Source organism: Flavobacterium sp. KACC 22758, from assembly GCF_028736135.1.
Taxonomy (GTDB): Bacteria; Bacteroidota; Bacteroidia; order Flavobacteriales; family Flavobacteriaceae; genus Flavobacterium; species Flavobacterium johnsoniae.
Genome location: NZ_CP117878.1, coordinates 205,844 through 224,899 on the forward strand (window position 1 = coordinate 205,844; position 19,056 = coordinate 224,899).

At 36.0% G+C, this 19,056-nt stretch carries 10 protein-coding genes; 4 read left to right on the forward strand and 6 right to left on the reverse strand.

Annotated elements, in window-relative coordinates:
- Positions 1-290 precede the first annotated feature (290 nt).
- The 4 genes from PQ462_RS00975 (at position 291) to PQ462_RS00990 (ending at position 5,902) form a co-directional block, all read left to right on the forward strand.
- On the forward strand, positions 291-899 hold the full coding sequence (locus tag PQ462_RS00975) for a hypothetical protein (RefSeq protein WP_274252044.1): 609 nt from the start codon (positions 291-293) through the stop codon (positions 897-899).
- Positions 892-4,257 (forward strand): transcription-repair coupling factor, encoded by a 3,366-nt coding sequence (mfd, locus tag PQ462_RS00980; protein WP_274252045.1) that lies wholly within the window; start codon positions 892-894, stop codon positions 4,255-4,257. The genes PQ462_RS00975 and mfd overlap by 8 nt, the downstream gene beginning before the upstream one ends.
- Before the next feature lie 196 nt (positions 4,258-4,453).
- Positions 4,454-5,251, forward strand: a complete 798-nt coding sequence (locus PQ462_RS00985; RefSeq protein WP_274252046.1) for a hypothetical protein — start codon at positions 4,454-4,456, stop codon at positions 5,249-5,251.
- Between the two features lie 96 nt (positions 5,252-5,347).
- A complete protein-coding gene (locus tag PQ462_RS00990; RefSeq protein ID WP_274252047.1) occupies positions 5,348-5,902 on the forward strand; it encodes a DUF5683 domain-containing protein in 555 nt (184 codons plus the stop codon).
- 102 nt (positions 5,903-6,004) lie between these two features.
- On the opposite strand, the gene PQ462_RS00995 is transcribed toward PQ462_RS00990, so the two are convergent.
- The 6 genes from PQ462_RS00995 to PQ462_RS01020 all read right to left on the reverse strand — a co-directional run bounded on the left by PQ462_RS00995 (position 6,005) and on the right by PQ462_RS01020 (position 18,989).
- The gene (locus tag PQ462_RS00995) at positions 6,005-9,121 is read right to left on the reverse strand and encodes an Ig-like domain-containing protein (RefSeq protein ID WP_274252048.1); all 3,117 of its coding nucleotides are present in this window, start codon (positions 9,119-9,121) and stop codon (positions 6,005-6,007) included.
- A 323-nt stretch (positions 9,122-9,444) separates the two neighbouring features.
- Positions 9,445-11,592, reverse strand: a complete 2,148-nt coding sequence (locus tag PQ462_RS01000) for a glycoside hydrolase family 97 protein (RefSeq protein WP_274253740.1) — start codon at positions 11,590-11,592, stop codon at positions 9,445-9,447.
- 81 nt (positions 11,593-11,673) lie between these two features.
- Complete coding sequence (locus tag PQ462_RS01005; RefSeq protein ID WP_274252049.1) at positions 11,674-13,056, reverse strand: alpha-amylase family glycosyl hydrolase; 1,383 nt, start codon at positions 13,054-13,056, stop codon at positions 11,674-11,676.
- A gap of 107 nt (positions 13,057-13,163) precedes the next feature.
- Complete coding sequence (locus PQ462_RS01010) at positions 13,164-14,246, reverse strand: SusE domain-containing protein (protein WP_274252050.1); 1,083 nt, start codon at positions 14,244-14,246, stop codon at positions 13,164-13,166.
- Positions 14,247-14,259: 13 nt separating this feature from the next.
- Positions 14,260-15,768: a RagB/SusD family nutrient uptake outer membrane protein gene (locus PQ462_RS01015; protein WP_274252051.1), complete on the reverse strand. Its 1,509-nt coding sequence runs from the start codon at positions 15,766-15,768 to the stop codon at positions 14,260-14,262.
- Positions 15,769-15,776: 8 nt separating this feature from the next.
- Positions 15,777-18,989 (reverse strand): TonB-dependent receptor, encoded by a 3,213-nt coding sequence (locus PQ462_RS01020; protein WP_254796515.1) that lies wholly within the window; start codon positions 18,987-18,989, stop codon positions 15,777-15,779.
- Positions 18,990-19,056: the final 67 nt, after the last annotated feature.

Below are 19,056 nucleotides of genomic sequence, written 5' to 3' on the forward strand. Positions count from 1 at the left end.
TTAGATTTTAGTCTTGCAAATATAACGTTTTCGCAAATATCAACGTTTTTTATAACATTAAATTATAAAATCAACAACAATAAAGATTGTTTTTTAGATTATTCTCTGACAGTGTATATATTAGTTTAGCCGCAGATTATACAGATTAAAATGATTTTTGAAGAAATAATCTATTAAATCATTAAAATCTGTGACAAAAAAATAACCTTGATTTATAGAATCTTTAGCAAAAAACACAATTCGTAATTGTAAATTTACTTTGTAACTTTGCGGTCTAACATTATTATCAAATGAAATATAAAATAGCGCTGTTTTTACTTTTGATTTTTGCACTTCAATCCTGTCAGGATGATAATGAAAAACGTCTTGCTGAAAATGCGAAAGAAGCTAAAAAAAATGCTAAGATTTTTAACAATATAAATAAAGCCTGGATTTTTATTGATGAACCTATAAATGAGGTTTCAGAACAAAATATAAAAACCTGGACAGAATGGCGCGATTTTATAAAAGAAATTGGAGATAAACCAAGAAAAACAATAGGAGCATTTCAGAAAAAATCTACTGCTATTTCAAAAAAAGCAATGGCTTTAAACAATAGTATTCCAAACGAATTTAACCAGCCGGCAATTAAAAGCCGAATTTCAGTTTTGATTACCAAAATTAAAATGATGGATTTGTTTATTCATTTAAGCCAGATTCCAGATGATAAAGTTGCTTTTTTAATTGGCGAAATCAATAAAGAACTTGTCTCTTTAGAAAGACAAATGGATAAAATTGTTGAGAGAAGTAAAGTTCCAAAAGAACAGGGAGAAGAAGATTTTCTTAAAATGTTAGACACAACACGCGCTATTCCAAACGCATCAGTACCAATAGATCCAAATTTACCAAGAGTTGAGTAAAAACGTATTATATACAACATACGATAATCTGCCAAAAGCACAGCAGATTGCATCAGGTTTATTAGAAGGGAATCAGATAAAAATGAATATCAGCGGAATACTTGGATCTGCTGTTTCATTTATAATTCGTTCTGTTTTTAAGAAAACCGAACTGCCTTTTTTGATTGTTTTAGACAACAAAGAAGAGGCCGCATATTACCTAAATGATCTGGAGCAGATGATTGGGGAACAGGACGTTTTGTTTTATCCCGCATCATTTCGCCGTCCGTATCAGGTTGACGAAACAGACAATGCCAATGTTCTGCTTCGCGCTGAGGTTTTAAACCGAATCAATTCACAAAAAAAACCTGCCGTAATTGTTACTTATCCCGAAGCACTTTTTGAGAAAGTAGTAACGCGTCAGCAATTAGATAAAAACACTTTAAAAGTCTCTTTAAACGATAAAATTTCGATTGATTTTATTAACGAAGTTTTATTTGAATACGAATTTAAAAGAGTCGATTTTATTACAGAACCCGGCGAATTTTCAGTTCGCGGGGGAATCGTCGATGTATTCTCATTTTCAAACGACCATCCTTACAGAATTGAGTTTTTTGGAAATGAAGTAGACAGCATTAGAACTTTTGATGTTGAAACACAATTATCTGTAGAAACACATAAAAAGATTACGATTATCCCAAATGTTGAAAACAAAATTTTTCAGGAAAACCGTGAAAGTTTCTTAGATTATATTGCCGAAAAAACAGTTCTTTTTATTCAAAATACCGAAGGACTTTTCAGTCAGTTAGACAAACAATTTGCAAGAGCAGAAGACGCTTTTGAGAAATTGTCTAAAGAAATTAAACACGCTGCACCAGAGCAGTTGTTTTTAAATCAGGCTTCGTTTATAAAACGAGCATTGGATTTTTCGGTTGTAGAATTGGCTTCAAGACCTGTTTTTAAAACCACTAAAAAATTCGAATTTCATATTCAGCCTCAGCCGTCATTCAACAAACAATTTGATTTATTGCTGAATAATTTAAGCGATAATCATTTTAACGGATATGTCAATTATCTGTTTTGTTCTAATGAAACGCAGGCGAAGCGTTTTCACGATATTTTTGAAAGCTTAGACGAAGCCAATTCAGAAAATATTAGAAAGCAGTATCATACCATTGTATTGCCTTTATATCAAGGTTTTATAGATGAAGAAAACCAAATAACCGCTTATACCGATCACCAGATTTTTGAGCGTTATCATAAATTCAACATTAAAAATGGATATTCTAAAAAGCAGAATATTACGCTTAAAGAACTAACTGCACTTTCTGTAGGCGATTATGTAACGCATATCGACCACGGAATTGGGAAGTTTGGCGGATTGCAGAAAATTCAGGTTGAAGGCAAAACGCAGGAAGCCATTAAATTGGTTTATGCTGATAATGATATTGTGTATGTGAGCATTCACTCGCTTCATAAAATCTCCAAATACAACGGAAAAGACGGAACGCCTCCGAAAATATATAAATTAGGATCTAACGCTTGGAAGGTTTTAAAACAGAAAACCAAAGCGCGTGTAAAACATATTGCATTCAACTTGATTCAGCTTTATGCAAAACGCCGTTTAGAAAAAGGATTTCAGTTTGCGCCCGACAGTTATCTTCAGAACGAATTGGAAAGTTCTTTTATTTACGAAGATACGCCGGATCAAATGAAATCGACGCAGGAAGTAAAAGCCGATATGGAAAGCGATCGTCCAATGGATCGTTTGGTTTGCGGTGACGTTGGTTTCGGAAAAACAGAGGTTGCGATTCGTGCTGCTTTTAAAGCCGTTGACAACAGCAAACAAGTAGCAGTTTTGGTACCGACAACTATTTTGGCGTATCAGCATTATAGAACTTTTTCTGAACGTTTAAAAGACATGCCAGTTTCAATTGGCTATTTAAACCGATTTAGAACGGCAAAACAAAAAACACAAACACTAAAAGATTTAGCCGAAGGAAAACTGGATATTGTAATTGGAACGCATCAACTGGTTAATAAAAATGTAGTTTTTAAAGACTTAGGTTTATTGATTGTCGATGAGGAACAAAAGTTTGGAGTTAACGTAAAAGATAAACTGAAAACCATTGCTGCAAATGTGGATACGCTGACATTAACGGCAACGCCAATACCGAGAACGCTTCAGTTTTCGTTAATGGCGGCACGAGATTTATCAGTAATTACAACGCCTCCGCCAAACCGTTATCCAATTGAAACCAATGTGGTTGGTTTTAATGAAGAAATTATTCGTGACGCGATTTCGTATGAAATTCAGAGAAACGGACAGGTTTTCTTTATTAATAATAGAATCGAAAACATAAAAGAAGTGGCGGGAATGATTCAGCGTTTGGTTCCAAATGCAAGAGTTGGAATTGGCCACGGACAAATGGACGGCGCGAAACTAGAAGAATTGATGTTAGGTTTTATGAACGGAGATTTTGATGTTTTGGTAGCTACAACGATTATCGAAAGTGGTTTGGACGTTCCAAATGCCAATACGATTTTCATCAACAATGCCAATAATTTTGGATTATCAGATTTGCATCAAATGCGAGGCCGAGTAGGACGAAGCAACAAAAAAGCATTTTGTTATTTCATCTGTCCGCCGTATTCATCAATGACCGAAGATGCCAGAAAACGCATTCAGGCGTTGGAACAATTCAGCGAATTAGGAAGCGGTTTCAACATTGCGATGAAAGATTTGGAGATTCGCGGCGCTGGAGATTTATTGGGCGGAGAACAAAGCGGTTTCATTAATGAAATTGGTTTTGATACGTACCAGAAAATTATGAATGAAGCCATTGAAGAGTTGAAGGAAAACGAATTCAAAGATTTATATCCTGAAGAAAATGATATTGATACCAAAGAATATGTAAAAGACATTCAAATCGATGCAGATTTTGAGCTTTTGTTCCCAGATGAATATATCAATAACGTTTCAGAACGTTTGGTTTTATACAACGAATTAGGCGCTATAAAAGACGAAGCAGGATTACAGGAATTTGAAAGAAAACTAATTGACCGTTTCGGGCCTTTGCCAAAACAAGCGACAGCATTGTTAAACAGCATTAGAATAAAATGGATTGCAACAAAAGTTGGAATCGAGAAATTAGTCTTGAAACAAGGCAAAATGATTGGTTATTTCGTATCCGATCAGCAGTCAGATTATTACCAGTCTGTGAAGTTTAGAAACGTCCTGAACTTTGTTCAAAAACATAGCTCGCTCTGCAAAATGAAAGAAAAACAAACCGTAAACGGATTACGTTTGTTGTTGACTTTTGAAAATGTGAAGTCGATAAAACGAGCTTTAGAGTTAATGGAGTTGTTTGAGGAGTAGACTTAAATTAAAAAAGAAAAAGGCTTTTGGTTTTTAAAAATCAGAAGCCTTTTTTTTGTTATAAAATGTCTTAAACTTTTGTTTTTAAAACTTTTAAAGGATGTTTTTTCTTTTGAACTAAAATATTTTTGTTTTAGAGTATTCCCCTATGTGCGCTAAAAGATCAGTTTTATTTAACAATCAAAATAAAATCAAAATGAAAAAAAATCTATTTCTGTTTCTTATACTAGCAGTTGTATCTTGTAATTCCTCTAAAAAGGAATCTAAAAATAATGAAAAACCACCTCTTTTGCTGAGTAAAGTAAAATGGACCACTGTATATAAAAATGAAGTATACAGAAAAGTTACGAAGGATTCCAATGTTTTTTCATACGACGATCATAATCGTTTAAAAACATTATCAATGTATGGTATTAAGGTAGACTCTCTTGTTTACGATCAGTCAGGTCAGGTTATTTCTTTTAGAAAATCAGATGTATCCGGAATTACTAAATCTACTGTTATTTATCAATTAGATAGAATTACAATTAATAGTAAAATAGAAATAAGCAAGACTTTTCAATCTCCAAGAGAATATGATCTTACCACTTCTTTACAAAAAGATAAAACCGGCAGAATAGAACTCGAAAAAGAATCTTGTTTTGAATATGATAAAGATGGAGATATTTATGAAAAAGAAAGCTGTATGACCCAGAAAAGCCCGCCAAAAGATACTGTGTATGCAAATGTTTATAATTTAATAGGGAATGCAATTTTTTGGTCGGTTGTTATGGATCATGGTTATCGATATGGAAATCAAAAAAGAATAACATTTAATAGCCTTACAACGCATTCTATTGAACCATTTGATGTTTCAAATTATAGTGCACCTTTGAATAAAAAATATCCTAAAAAAGAAGTTGTAGATTTTGGAGACGGAAAAACAACTATTGAATATGAATACAAAAAAGGAACTTCGTCTGCTTTACTAGATGTTAAGAATTTAAGACTGTGATACTATACAAAAATTAAGTTTTCTTTATCTTTTATTTAAGAAATATCTTAGAACTAAAAAGTTTTCTTTGAGCAAAATTTTCAAAGCCAGCTTTATATGCAGAATCAACTCATTCTTCTATTCTTATTTTTTGGATTAACTTCAATTTTTGCTCAGGAAAAGACTAAAATCATTTCAAAAGACACTCTTACTTTAGAAGCTATTGATCCGCTTCGTCCGGCAAAAGCATCGTTTTATTCGGCAATCCTGCCGGGATTAGGACAAGTCTACAATAAAAAATACTGGAAAGTTCCATTAGTTTACGGAGCAATTGGAACAAGTACTTATTTGTATATTGACAACCAAAAGAAATATAAGCTGTATCGAAACGAATATAAAAACAGATTAGCAGGAAATCCAAGTGAAACACCGAGTTTAGCTAGATTAGATAACAGCAGATTAATTACTGCTCAAAAAGGATTTCAAAGAAACCGGGATTTATCGGCTTTATTTATGGTTGGTTTTTATGTCCTAAATATTATTGACGCCAATATCGATGCCGCTTTATCGCAATTTAATGTAGATGAAAAACTGGCGTTTAAACCTGCAGTTATAAAAAACGAGATAACATTAGATAATAATTTTGGCGTTGCTCTAAATTATTCATTTTAAGTTTTTTCGCAGCTAATCGAACAATAGCGAACAAGCAAAGTAAAAAAAACAAAAAGGCGTATGATTTTTTCATACGCCTTTTAATTTTTAAACTAAATGGGATTATTTAACGATTAGTTTTTTAGTTGTTTTGTAATTTTTAGAAACAATATTTACAATATATATTCCTGAAGCCAAACGATGATCGATTTTTCCTGAAGAAGAAAGTCTTTCGGTTAAAACAGTTCTTCCGTTTATATCTGAAACAGAAATTGAAGCCATATCTCCGCTTTCCAATTCTGGTAATACAACATTAAATTCATTGTTTACAGATGGGTTTGGATAAATGCTGATTACTTGTTCAGTTTCTGAAACTTCTTCAATTTTTAAAGCCGATTTTCCTGTTCCAACAGTTGTTGGTTCTAATTGCCATTGTGCGCTGTACCAGCCGTCTTGTGAATTTCCGTATTGCGCAGAACCTGTCTGATTTTCAACATGAATAATATTTCCTGTCTGCCATCTGTTTCTTAAACGAACCCAGGTTCCATCTATATAATCGCTTGACCATTGGGCACTCCAGAAAGTAGTATCGGTTATATTGCATTGTACGCTTCCGGTTTGACCTTCAATATTCATTAACTCACCTGTAGCCACATTTTTTAGAACAAAATAAGTGGCATCGATTGCGATTTTCTGCCATTTATAATTATTACCAGAAACAGTTGTTCCGTAACCTGTATTTGTTCCCGCATCAGATAAATAAGCTCCCGTCCATCTGTTTTTTATGGTGTAATAATTTCCTCCTCCAGAAGTTGTTGAAACCGTTACAACACAAGTACTTGTTTTGTTTCCATCAACAGTTGAAACGGTAATTGCCGCAGTTCCATTTGCAACAGCGGTAATTAAACCAGAACTGTTTACGGTTGCCACAGCCGTATTGTTTGAACTATAGGTTACTGATTTATTAGTCGCATTTGCAGGAAGAACCGTTGGAGTCAATTGCTGTGTTCCGCCAGCATTTAATGATGCTGAACTTGGACTTAAACTAACGCTGGTTACCGCAACACTCGTTCCCGGATTAGAATCGTACCAAGCGCTGTTCATATACCATCCGTTTTTATCTCTGCTTAAATCGGCTGTTTGGTTTGTTCCATCATTGAAAATTAAATTGGTCGAAGTTACATTGGTAAAAGTATAGCTGTACCAGCCATTTCCAGAATCGGTCATGTTTACACCCGGCCATGTCGCATTTGCCAAAACTCCTGTTGGTAAAGCATTCCAATAGTAAATTTTAATTCCAGTTCCCCAATTTGATGGTTTATAGAAATAGACCGTAAAATTCGTATTTGGATTTACTGTAATTGCTGCCGACGCTGTTTTGTTTCCGTCTTGTGTTGTTGCTGTAATTGTTGCTGTTCCAGCAGAAACAGCTGTTACAAGTCCGCTTGAATTTACAGTTGCAACTGCACTGTTGCTTGAAGACCAGGTTACGTTTTTGTTTGTTGCATTTGCAGGTGAAATTGTCACAGAAAGCTGTTGTGTGTTTCCGGCATACAAACTTGCAGAAGCTGGAGAAACTTCTGCAGAAGAAACCGGAATTGCAGCAACAGTTATAGCAGATGTAGCTGTTTTATTTCCATCAACCGTTTTAACCGTAATGGCTGCTGTTCCTGCTGCAACTGCCGTAACTAAACCAGAAGCATTTACGGTTGCTACAGCTGTATTGCTTGATGTCCAGGTTACATTTTGATTTGTGGCATTTGCAGGAGCAATTGCTGCATTTAATTGCTGCGTACTTCCTAAACCAACAGTTGCCGTTGCCGGACTAACCGAAACTCCTGTAACGGCTACAACCGGAGCATTTGTATTGGTTAAAACCAAATATTCGAAAGCAGCAAAATTGCGTGTAGAACCTGCTGTTAAAGTTACAGAAACATTATTGTTATACGGATTTACATAAGTTCCTGCCAAAGCTGCGGGAATAACATACGATTTTGATGCATTTCTCAAATTCGACATTACAATAACTTTTTCTGAACCTAATGTTTTGGTGAAAATGCTGATGTCATCATTAGCATACGTCGTTAAATCGCCTCGTCTGATCGCTGCACTGGCAGTTCTGAAATTTAAGATTTTAGCGAAGTCTGCAGCAGCAGTTGGATTTTGAGACCAGTTGAATTTAAAGTTTGTCCAAGGCCAGTCTGTTTTGGGTTCGTAGTCAATTTCCTGTCCACTCATTAAAAAAGGAATACCTTTCATATATGCTGAAACTAAAAAGTTAGCAACAATTCCGTTGTGATTTTTAAAGACAACAAATGGTCTTCGCACGCCATCATCATTGGTATACGTGTCATGGTTTCCTGTGTATCTAACGATCTGCTGATTTCCGGTTGCTTTAGCATATTCATAAGTAGACTGATCCTGGAGTCTTTGAGAAACAGGTCCGCCATTGGCAATATCGTACAAACCGCTGTGAAACCATCTGTCTCCATAATTCATGTCAAAACCAACCTGAAAGTTTTCTTGTCGGTCTCCTTCGGCTAACATTAATAAATTATGAGAAGATATGCTTCGAAGGTTTGAATTAACTTCTGACCAAAAATCTAAAGGCGGATTGTTGGCATAATCGCAGCGGTAACCATCAATATTTGCTGCAAAAATCCAGTAACGCATAGCGTCTTTTATGGCATTTCGGGTAGCTGCATTATTAAGATCCAGCGCAGCAATATCAGAGAAGTTTCCTAACTGCTGAATTGTGGTTCCCGTTCGTTTGTAATATTCAGGATGTGAAACGGTCCATCCGTGATCCCATGATGTTCCGTTGATGGCAATATCTAAAATAACGGCCATACCGCGGCTGTGAGCGCCATCAACCAAAGTTCTTAAATCAGCCAGTGAACCGTATTCAGAACCGACGGCTTTAAAGTCTTTGATACAATAGGGCGAAGCCGAACTTCGGGAATCGGTGCCGTGCGGGAAAATAGGCATTAAATAAATTACGTTGGTGCCAAGTGCTTTTATATTGTCTAATCTGGCAGTTACTCCGGCTAAATTTCCGCTGGCACTAAACGGACGAATATGCACCTGATACATGTTGATATCTCTCGTGTCTGGTACGCCTGCAAATGGTGTTCCATATTGCGGAGGATCCTGAGCATACACTGAACTTGCAAATAATAGTAGAAAGCAAATTAATGCTTTGGTAATATGAAATAATCTAGTGGTAATTTTGATTTTCATAATAATAGTTTTTTGAATGCTTGTCGGCATTTTTAACTAAAATTCATTCTCACTCGCATTGTTTTTAAATTCGACAAACATTTTGTGGTTAATAGTTTTCAAGTAGTAAAATTTTAATCTAATTATAATCGTTGAGTATACTGTATAACGATTTTATCTAACACATAGAAACATAGATATTATGATGTAAAAGGGTTCAGAAAAAGAAACAAATTTCTTCACACATAGATGGCTATGTGCGTTTTAAATAAATGAAATGTCTTTTTTTGGAGTTTACAAAATCTATGTTTCTATGTGGTAAAATAATTATGCTCAACGAAGAATTATAACTTTTTCAATCCTTTTAAATCTGAAGCAGTTCCTTCTTTAATGCTGATAGCAGCACCACCGCCCGGAGCTAAATATTGTTTCAGTTTGCTTTTTGAGTTTACAATAACTTTAGTAACGGTATACTTCTGTGGATTCTGATTCCAATTGGCATCTTTAGCATCGGCATAAATAGTGGCAACGAAATTTTTTCCTGCAGGTAAATACTCAAATGAAATGTCTGCTGTTCTTGCATTTTCATCTGTAATGCCGCCAATAAACCATTCGTTTTTGCCTTTTGCTTTACGTGCAATTGTAATATAATCTCCAGGCTCAGCTTCCAGAATATAACTGTTGTCCCAGTCTACAGCAACGTCTTTAATGAACTGAAATGCATCTGGAAAACGCTCATAGTTCCCCGGAATATCAGCAGCCATTTGCAGCGGACTGTACATGGTTACATAGTAAGCCAATTGTTTTACTAAAGTTGTGTTTACTCGTTGTGAACTTCCTGTTCCGTAATACGAAAGATCGGTCTGGAAAATTCCAGGCGTATAATCCATTGGACCTCCCATTAAGCGGGTAAATGGTAAAATGGTAGTGTGATCCGGAGCTAATCCTCCCATAGATTCGAACTCAGTACCGCGCGCTGATTCCTGAGCAATCCAGTTTGGAAAAGTACGGTTTAATCCCGTTGGACGAACCGCTTCGTGGCTGTTGATCATAATTTTATAATCGGCAGCACGTTTTGCAACGTTGATGTAATGATTTACCATCCATTGTCCGTCATGATGTTCGCCGCGCGGAATAATCTGTCCCACATAACCTGTTTTTACAGCATCATAACCGTTATCATTCATAAATTGAAAAGCACGATCTAGACGACGCTCATAATTGGTAGCAGATCCAGAGGTTTCGTGATGCATGATAATTTTCACCCCTTTTGAAGCTGCATAAGCATGAACTGCTTTTACATCAAAATCTGGATATGCGGTTACGAAATCAAAAACGTCTTCTTTCCAGTTGCCAATCCAGTCTTCCCAGCCAATGTTCCATCCTTCGATAAGGATTGCATCAAAGCCATTTTTAGCAGCAAAATCAATGTATTCTTTTGCGCGTTCTGTTGTAGCTCCGTGTTTTCCGTTTGGAGTAAGTTTGGTGAAATCATCCGTCATTTTTACGTTGTTTTCTTTTCCAAAAGCCCATGTGCTTCTTCCTGCCACGAAATATTCCCACCAAATTCCAATGTATTTCACAGGTTTAATCCAGGAAACATCTTTGTAACTTGTTGGTTCGTTAAGGTTTAAAATTAGTTTTGAAGCTAAAATATCGGCTGCTTTATCGCTTACTACAATGGTTCTCCAAGGTGTTTGAGTATCAGTCTGCATATATCCTTTTGCACCAACGGCATCTGGTGCCAAATGACTTGTCATTTTGTTGGTTTTGGCATCAACTTCAAGATACATTGCCGGATAATTGATTAATCCAGCTTCGTGAATGTTGATGTATAAACCGTCATCAGATTTCATCATTGATGGTGTTTGTACAGACAATTCTTTGATTGGCTGCTGTGCATTGATTTCAATCGTAGCTTTTTTCATCAAAGAAGGAATTTCTGAAATCTTTGAAGTTGTATAAGCGTATTCGTTGGTATCATAATCTCCCGGAATCCAGAAAATTTTATGATTTCCGGCCAATTGAAATTCAGTGTGCTCTTCTTTAATTACAAAATAATTCAGGTCATTTTGTTTAGGAAATTCATATCTAAATCCCAATCCGTCGTTGAATAAACGGAAACGAATGCGGATAAATCTATTGTTGTTTTTTGCCTGAGCCAAAGTGACAACCAATTCGTTGTAATGATTGCGAATTGTTTTTTCTTCACCTAAAACCGGATTCCAATTTTCATCAACAGAAGTTTGAGCTGTATTTGTAATGGTAAAACCATTCATAAACGAAGCGTTGTTTTGAAGTTCTAAACCTAAAGAACTTGGTTTAATAACCGGTTTCTGTTTGTATGATAATTGGTAAGACGGAATACCGCCTTCTTTTAATTCAAATTTTAGAGAAAGATTTTTGTCTGGCGAAGTTATTTCTTGTGCCTGAAGCCAAAATGTACTTAGGAATATAAAAAATAAAAACGCTGTTTTTTTGCTCAAACGCATTTGAAGCAATGATTTTTGGGATTGAAAATTCATGTTATTTAGTTTTGTGCAAATCTAGTTTTATTAGAAGCTGCATTGGTATTAATTTTTCAATATTATGTATTGAAAAGGCTGTAATGTTATATCTGCACCCACAGTTACAGATGCTCCGGTAAATGCGTCTTTCCAGTTTCCTTTTAAAGTATTTGGAATAAGATGTTTTACCGTTGAACTGGTTAAATTAGAAAGTACAAAAACCTTTTCAGCGTCTTTTTCCATAGTAAAAGCACTTACAGCATCACTGCTGTAACCTGTGTATTCTCCTGATTTAATGGCTTTGCTTGTGTTTCTAAAAGCGATGATTTTTTTGTATTCAGCCAGCATTTCATTATCGGCAGTACTCCAGTCGATTGGTGTTTTGGCAAAATAATTTAATCTTTTATTGTATCCAATTTCCTGTCCGTTATAAATCATTGGAACCGATTTTAAATACGCAGCAACAACAAACGTTGCAATAGATCCGTTTCTGCCTCCAAAAAGTTCTAACGGCGTTCCGTCAGAAAGGTTAACGTCATGATTACTTGTGTATCGTACGACTCTGTTTTCTGGATTGTAGTTGTTGGCATATTCAGTTGTATTAGATTCCTGAATAGTCACAGCTGATTTATTTTCTTTAAAAAGTTTTTCCAGAGTACTGAAGAAATTGAATCCAAACGTATAATCAAAACCTGATGCAAAATGGTTGTATTTTGAACCTTCAGCCAGCATTAAAATAGTCTGGTTCTTTTTGATTTTTCGAAGTTTTGTAATGGCATCTGCCCAGAAATTGTTCGGAACAAAATCTGCATAATCGCATCTGAAACCGTCAATATTGGCATTATAAACCCAATACGACATGGCATCGATCATAGCATCTTTCATTTCAGTGTTGTTGAAATTTAACTGCGCTACATCATTGTAATTTGTTCCCGGCGGAATAATGATATTGCGGCTCGCATCCTGCTGATACCAGTCTTTATGCTGTGTAATCCAGATATTATCCCATGCAGTATGATTGGCAACCCAGTCTAAAACAACAGCCATGTTTTTCTTGTGCGCTTCTTCAACTAAAGCCTGAAGGTCTTGTAAAGTTCCAAAATCTGGATTTACGGCTTTATAATCTTTCACGGCATAAGGAGATCCTAATTCGCCAGATGCCTTTTCTTTTCCAACAGGATAAATAGGCATTAAGTAAATCACATTTGCACCCAGTTCCTGAATTTGAGAAAGTCTTTCCTGAACTCCTTTCAGTGTTCCTGCCTGACTAAAAGCACGAATGTTTACCTGATAGATTATGGCGTCTTCTTTTTTGGGCATTTTTTCAAATGGCGCCCCATATTGTGTATAAGGAGAATCCGGCGTTTTGTTATCGTCATCAGAAGAACTGCAGGAAATAAAAGCCAATGCCAGCAGCAGTATATAAACGATCTTTATATTTGATTTCATGTTTTTTTTGAGTTTTTTTGTAATCGCTTAGACTTTTAGATAGCCTGCCTTTCGCTCAAAAAAGGCAGGTATCACTCAAACTAATCTAGCTATATTACAATGTTAGATTATTTTTTAACTATCGTACAAGTTGCAGTTTTTGGGTAACCATTGCTTACAGGATCTACTTCATCAATTTTGAAAGTTACTTCGTAAACTCCCGCTTCTGGGATGTCATAAGCACCTCCATTATCCAGGTTAATTGTGTTTGTTGAAGGATCTGCTGGTCCATAATTGATAGTCCAACTATTGTTTAGTCTAAATTTTAATGCTCCTGTTACTAAATTGGCAGTAATTTTCCATGTTTTAGTTTGATGGTCGTAACTCATAGGTGTACTGTTGTCCCATCCTCCGGCTTGAGAAGTTCCAACAATTCCCCATGAATAAGGCGTCGAGCTCCATTTTAAAGTATTTAAATTTACTTTTATTTGATAAGAGCCTGCTCCCGGAAGTACAAAGTTGGCATCGCTCATGTTTTTCAAATCAAAATTTGTATTACCAGCACCGTAGAATTGAGCCCAGTTTCTTGCTTTATTAAATTTAAAAATAGGATCTCTGTCTGGTGCAAGAGTCATATATCCTTGATACACTCCCAATTGAATTTCATTCAATGTTGCGGCAGTTTCTACATCCCATTCTCCCTGATAACTTCCCGGCATATAAATTTCGCCCATAACAACAGTTTTCAGGTAAGGAGTAACATTTATGGTAATAGGAGCAGAGTACACTTTATGATCCATAGCAGCTTCTACACGAATTACTAATTCTCCCGAAACATCTGTTTTAAGACCTAAATCTGTTGCAATTTTATTTAATTCTGCTCCGGTAAATGATTTGCTTAAAACATCTTCGCCAACTACAATTCGTTTGGCATGAAGCCATGCTTCACTTCCTTTAATATCTGTAGTCAAATCAAATTGTACGGCATAAGTAACCGGTGCTGCAATTGGAAACGTAACTTTTGGCCAGGACACCAGTAAGGCAGCATCATCTGAAGTATCTTCTTTAAGAACTATTGAAGCTGATGATACTTCAATTGAAGAAGGAAAACTTACAGATTGGAGTGTCGTTACTGCACCTTCACTTTCACAGGAAGCTGCTAAAAAAAGCAGGCTTCCCAGTAAGAATAATTTATTGATATATTTTTTCATGATAGTTTTGTTTTTAGTAACCTGGGTTTTGTTTAAGTCCGCGATTAGCATCTAAGGCAGATGTTGGAATTGGGAACAATTTTCGGTAAGCAGGAGATGCTGGTCTAAACTCGTTTGCTAATAAAAATTTGTCAAAACGAATCATGTCTTGTCTTCTGTGACCTTCCCAGTTTAATTCAAATCCTCTTTCGTTGTAGATATCATCAAGAGTAGGATTGTGGTCTAGAGCGTCTAAACCTGCACGTTGTCTGATTTGGTCTATAAAAGGCTTTGCAGCGGCAGGATTTCCTAAGCGCGCATTACATTCGGCCATCATTAAAATAACGTCAGCATATCTATAAATAGGAAAATCATTTGAAGCGCCGCCGCCACTTTTAACCCCAGCAGGATAAAATTTAACGTTACGAACTCCTGCCTGAGGAGCAGCTCCGGGATTGTCTAAGGAAGCAACCTCAAGTGTATAATTGAATCCTCCCGGCTGTTCTCCAACCAAAAATTGGTTTCTTCGGATATCATTTGCAGCATATTTTAAGTAGAAATCTTTAGGAACAATAGTTCCGTTCCATCCGGCTAATCCAAACATATTTGTACCCTGAGGACCGTATACACTTCGAACAGCATAAACATTACGGGAAACAACGTCAAGCGTAGCATAAATAGGAAGAATAGTTTCATCATCTGGAAGCACATCTCCAAATAACTCATAATATTTATTCTTTAATGGACTGGCATCGTTTGCTTCGCCTGAATGCAGCGTAAAACCGCCTTCGCTCACTTTGTTGCAGGCCGCTAAACATTCCGTCCATTTTGCTTCTCCGGTATATACTTCAGCATTCAAATATACTTTTGCTAATAAAGTATAACCTGCCCATTTGTTGAATCTTCCATAATAATTACCGCCTTTTGTTACCGAAAGTAATTCTACGTTATCTGTTAGTTCTTTAACTATAAAATTAAAAACTTCCTTACGGCTTGCCTGCGGAATTTTATCAACGGTAATATTGTTGTCTGTGTAAAAAGGTACATTACCAAAATCATCAATCAATAAATAATAAAAGAAAGCACGTAATACTTTTGCTTCGGCAATTTTTGAAGGATCGGCATTTGATTTTTCTAATAGCTCGACAGCTAAATTGGCATTGAAAACAGATTTGTATAACCAGTTCCAGGTATTGTTGATAATGAATTCAGAAGGCAGCCATTCGTGTTTGTGCAAACGGGCAAAATCCTGCTGCCAGTTACCGTCATTTCTATGCGGAATTACCTGCTCATCTGATGACATACAGTTCATGTCGTACCAGCCATTATCTGCTCCGGCATAGCCTACACCGGGTACGCCTTTACGTTCAAAATCTCCCGGAATTTCAGCATAAACACTCGCAAGAGCAATATTAGCTCCTTCCGGTGTTCCATAAAAGCTGTCCGGCTGATATTTATCGTATATATTTTCGTTGATATCTGTACAGCTGAAAAGTGTTAGGAAACATACGCTTCCTGCTGCTGCTATATTTTTAATTTTCATCTCTTTTACTATTTAAATTTTACAGTCAAACCAAATGCAACACTTCTGGTACGAGGATAAATTCCTTTATCGCCTCCAAAATTATCATTAGGGTCGCCGCTTCCGCTTATATTTAATTCAGGATCAACACCTGTGTAATCTGTAATTAACAGTAAGTTGTTTCCAGTAAGCGAAAGTCGAACAGAGTCTACATATTTATCAGTAAAACGGAAAGTATATCCTGCAGTTACGTTTTCTAAACGAACAAATGAACCGTCTTCTAACCATGCATCAGATCCATAAGGAGAAGAAAATATTCCTCTGTCAACAGCACTGGCCAATACATTTGAACTACCTGTATTTTCCAGCATGCTCAATCTTTGGTTAAGATTGTTATAAATTTTATTTCCTCCTGAACCTCTTACTAACATAGATGCATCAAAATTTTTGTATCTGTAAGATGGGTTAAATGCAAAAGTGTAAGTTGGGAGAGCAGAACCTGCATAGTAACGATCCGGACTTGTAGCTCCTTGATCGATTTTACCATCTCCATCGCGGTCTTTTACGGTTTCGACACCATTTTCATTTGTACCGGTACTTTCTAAAATATAGAAGGAACCAATTGGTTTTCCCTGCACTAATAAAGAATTTGGCGCTCCCCAGTTTACGAAGTTTGTATTTAAAGGAATACCGTTAATACTGCCGCTTAAATTAAGCACTTCATTTTTCATAAAAGATACATTTCCTGCTAATGTCAGTGTGCTGTTATCTGTTCTAATAACATCATAAGCAAGAGCAGCTTCTAAACCTTTGTTTGAAATACTTCCTACATTGGCTTTGATTTTATTGTAAGGATAAGGAGGTTGAGGTACAGTATAATCGAATAGAAGATTATCTGTTCTTGAGTCATAAACATCTATGCTTCCTCTTAATCGATTATCTAAAAGAGCAAAATCAAGTCCAATATTGGTTTGTTTTTTAGTTTCCCATTTCAAATCAGCATTTGCATTTTGAGAAATACCAAAATTGGTAATAATAGATCCTCCAAAATAAATATTTCCGGCACTGTCGACTAACGGCAGTGAAGTCTGCGGATAAAGACCCTGCTGATTACCAGTTTCACCATAACCTGCACGCAGTTTTAATTCGCTGAATAAAGTCTGATTCATCATAAAAGGCTCTTTGTTAATCTGCCATGCCACAGATGCAGAAGGGAAATTCCCCCATTTGTTATTGGTGCCAAATACAGATGAACCATCACGTCTGATACTTGCTGTAAGTAAATAACGATCTAATAAAGAGTAGTTTAATCTTCCTAAATAAGAAACCAATGATCTGTCGTTTTTATAAGATCTGATATCTCCGGTTCTTACTTTAGACAAATCGCCAAACTGAAGCGCATTGTAAGTAGCTTCGTCACTTATAAAACCTCTTGCCTGCGTATAATTTCCCTGATAAGTCTGGCTTTGCCATTCGTATAAAGCCAAAGCATTAAAGCTGTGGATCCCGAAAGTTTTTTTATAGGTAAGACTTAAATTGGTTAATTTTTCGTTCTGTTTCTTATTATCTATATTGGCAAAACCATGCTGTTCAACTGCGTTAAAATCTGTTGATTCTGCCGGCATATAATAACCTGCCGTATAGTTTGTTTTTCTCCAGCTTCCAAACCAGTTTGCTGAAAAACCTTTTCCTAAATCTAAATCGGCTTTTAAGCTTCCAAATAAATTATCTTCTTGTCTTTCATTTGTTACTTCTTGCGCAGCAGCATAAGGATTTAAATAATGAAATACGGTTGGATCTGTAAAATACGTTCCATCAGTATTATAAACAGGATCTGTTGGTCTTGCTAATAATGCATTTGTAATTAAGTTTGATGTATAAGCAACTGTTCCAATACTTCCAATGCTGCTTGTGATATTATTTACGCCGCTGTTTAAATTAAAGGTTAGTTTTAATTTATCATTTAAAGCCAATTGAGTTGCCTGAATGCGTCCAATATATTTTTGGTTACTCGAATTAATTACAACACCATCCTGCATAATAGCCGTTATAGAAGCTCTGTAATTAAATTTATCAGTTCCGCCTCCAAAAGATAAAGTATGAGTCTGTGTAATTCCGGTTTCAGTCAAAAGACCATACCAATTCGTGTTTGAACCGTGATTAGAAGATGCCGGAACGCCTACACTTTGAGCAGTCTGCCACCATTGGTCAGCATTAAGCATGTCTAGTTTTTTCGGGATAAAATCTACAGATGTAGAACCAGTATATTCTATTGTAGTTTTTCCCGCTTTGTTTTTCTTAGTTGTAACAATGATAACTCCAGGTGCTCCTCTTGATCCATAAACAGCAGTAGCCGAAGCATCTTTTAGAACATCTATGCTTTCAATTTCACTTGGCGGAACCTGGTTTAGCAAATCCATATTTCCCTGAATTCCATCTACAACCACTAAAGGATCGTTTCCCCCAATTAAAGACGAAATACCGCGAATACGAACACTTGGTCCAGAACCCGGTTCACTTCCTATTTGCGTAATATTAACCCCCGCAGCTTTACCAGAAATTAATTGCAGAGGATTTACAATTGCTCCCTGATTCATGTCTTTTGCAGCGATTGAAGAAACCGCTCCCGTTACATCTTTTTTAGCAGCAGTACCGTAACCTACAACAACAATTTCCTGTAAATCTGTAGCATCTGGAAAAAGCTGAATGTTTATTACCGTTTGGTTAGCCGTTACTTTTTTCTCTTTATACCCCACAAAAGAGACAATAATAACCGATTGGCTGCTTTCTACAGTAAGTTTGTATTTTCCGTCAAAATCAGTTACCATTCCGTTTTTTGTTCCTTCTTCGATAACAGAAGCGCCGGGTAAAGGCAGACCATTTTCATCGGTAATAATTCCGGTAACGGTTTGTTTTTGAAACTTAATAACTTCAGTTTTAAGTTCCGGTTTTTTGAGGATAATTTGAGTATCCCTGATTTTAAATTCAGTCAGAGTTCCTTTAAAAAGTTTGTCTAAAACGACATATATAGACTGATCTTTTACAGAAATCGAAACCGTACGATCTAAGTCGATATCGTTCAATTTGTAAATAAATCTAAAGTCGGTTTTTTGTTCAATGGTCTCAATAACCTTTTCGATTGTTGAATTGTTTAGTTCAAGAGTAACTTTTGTTTTTTGGGCATAAGTATTCCCTCTAATATTAAACATGGCGACCAAAAGAAGTAGAGTAGTTAGTTTCAATTTTAGGTCATTTTGGAACAATGAGTATAGAAACCCATTATTCTTAGATTTTTTTTTCATAATTTTG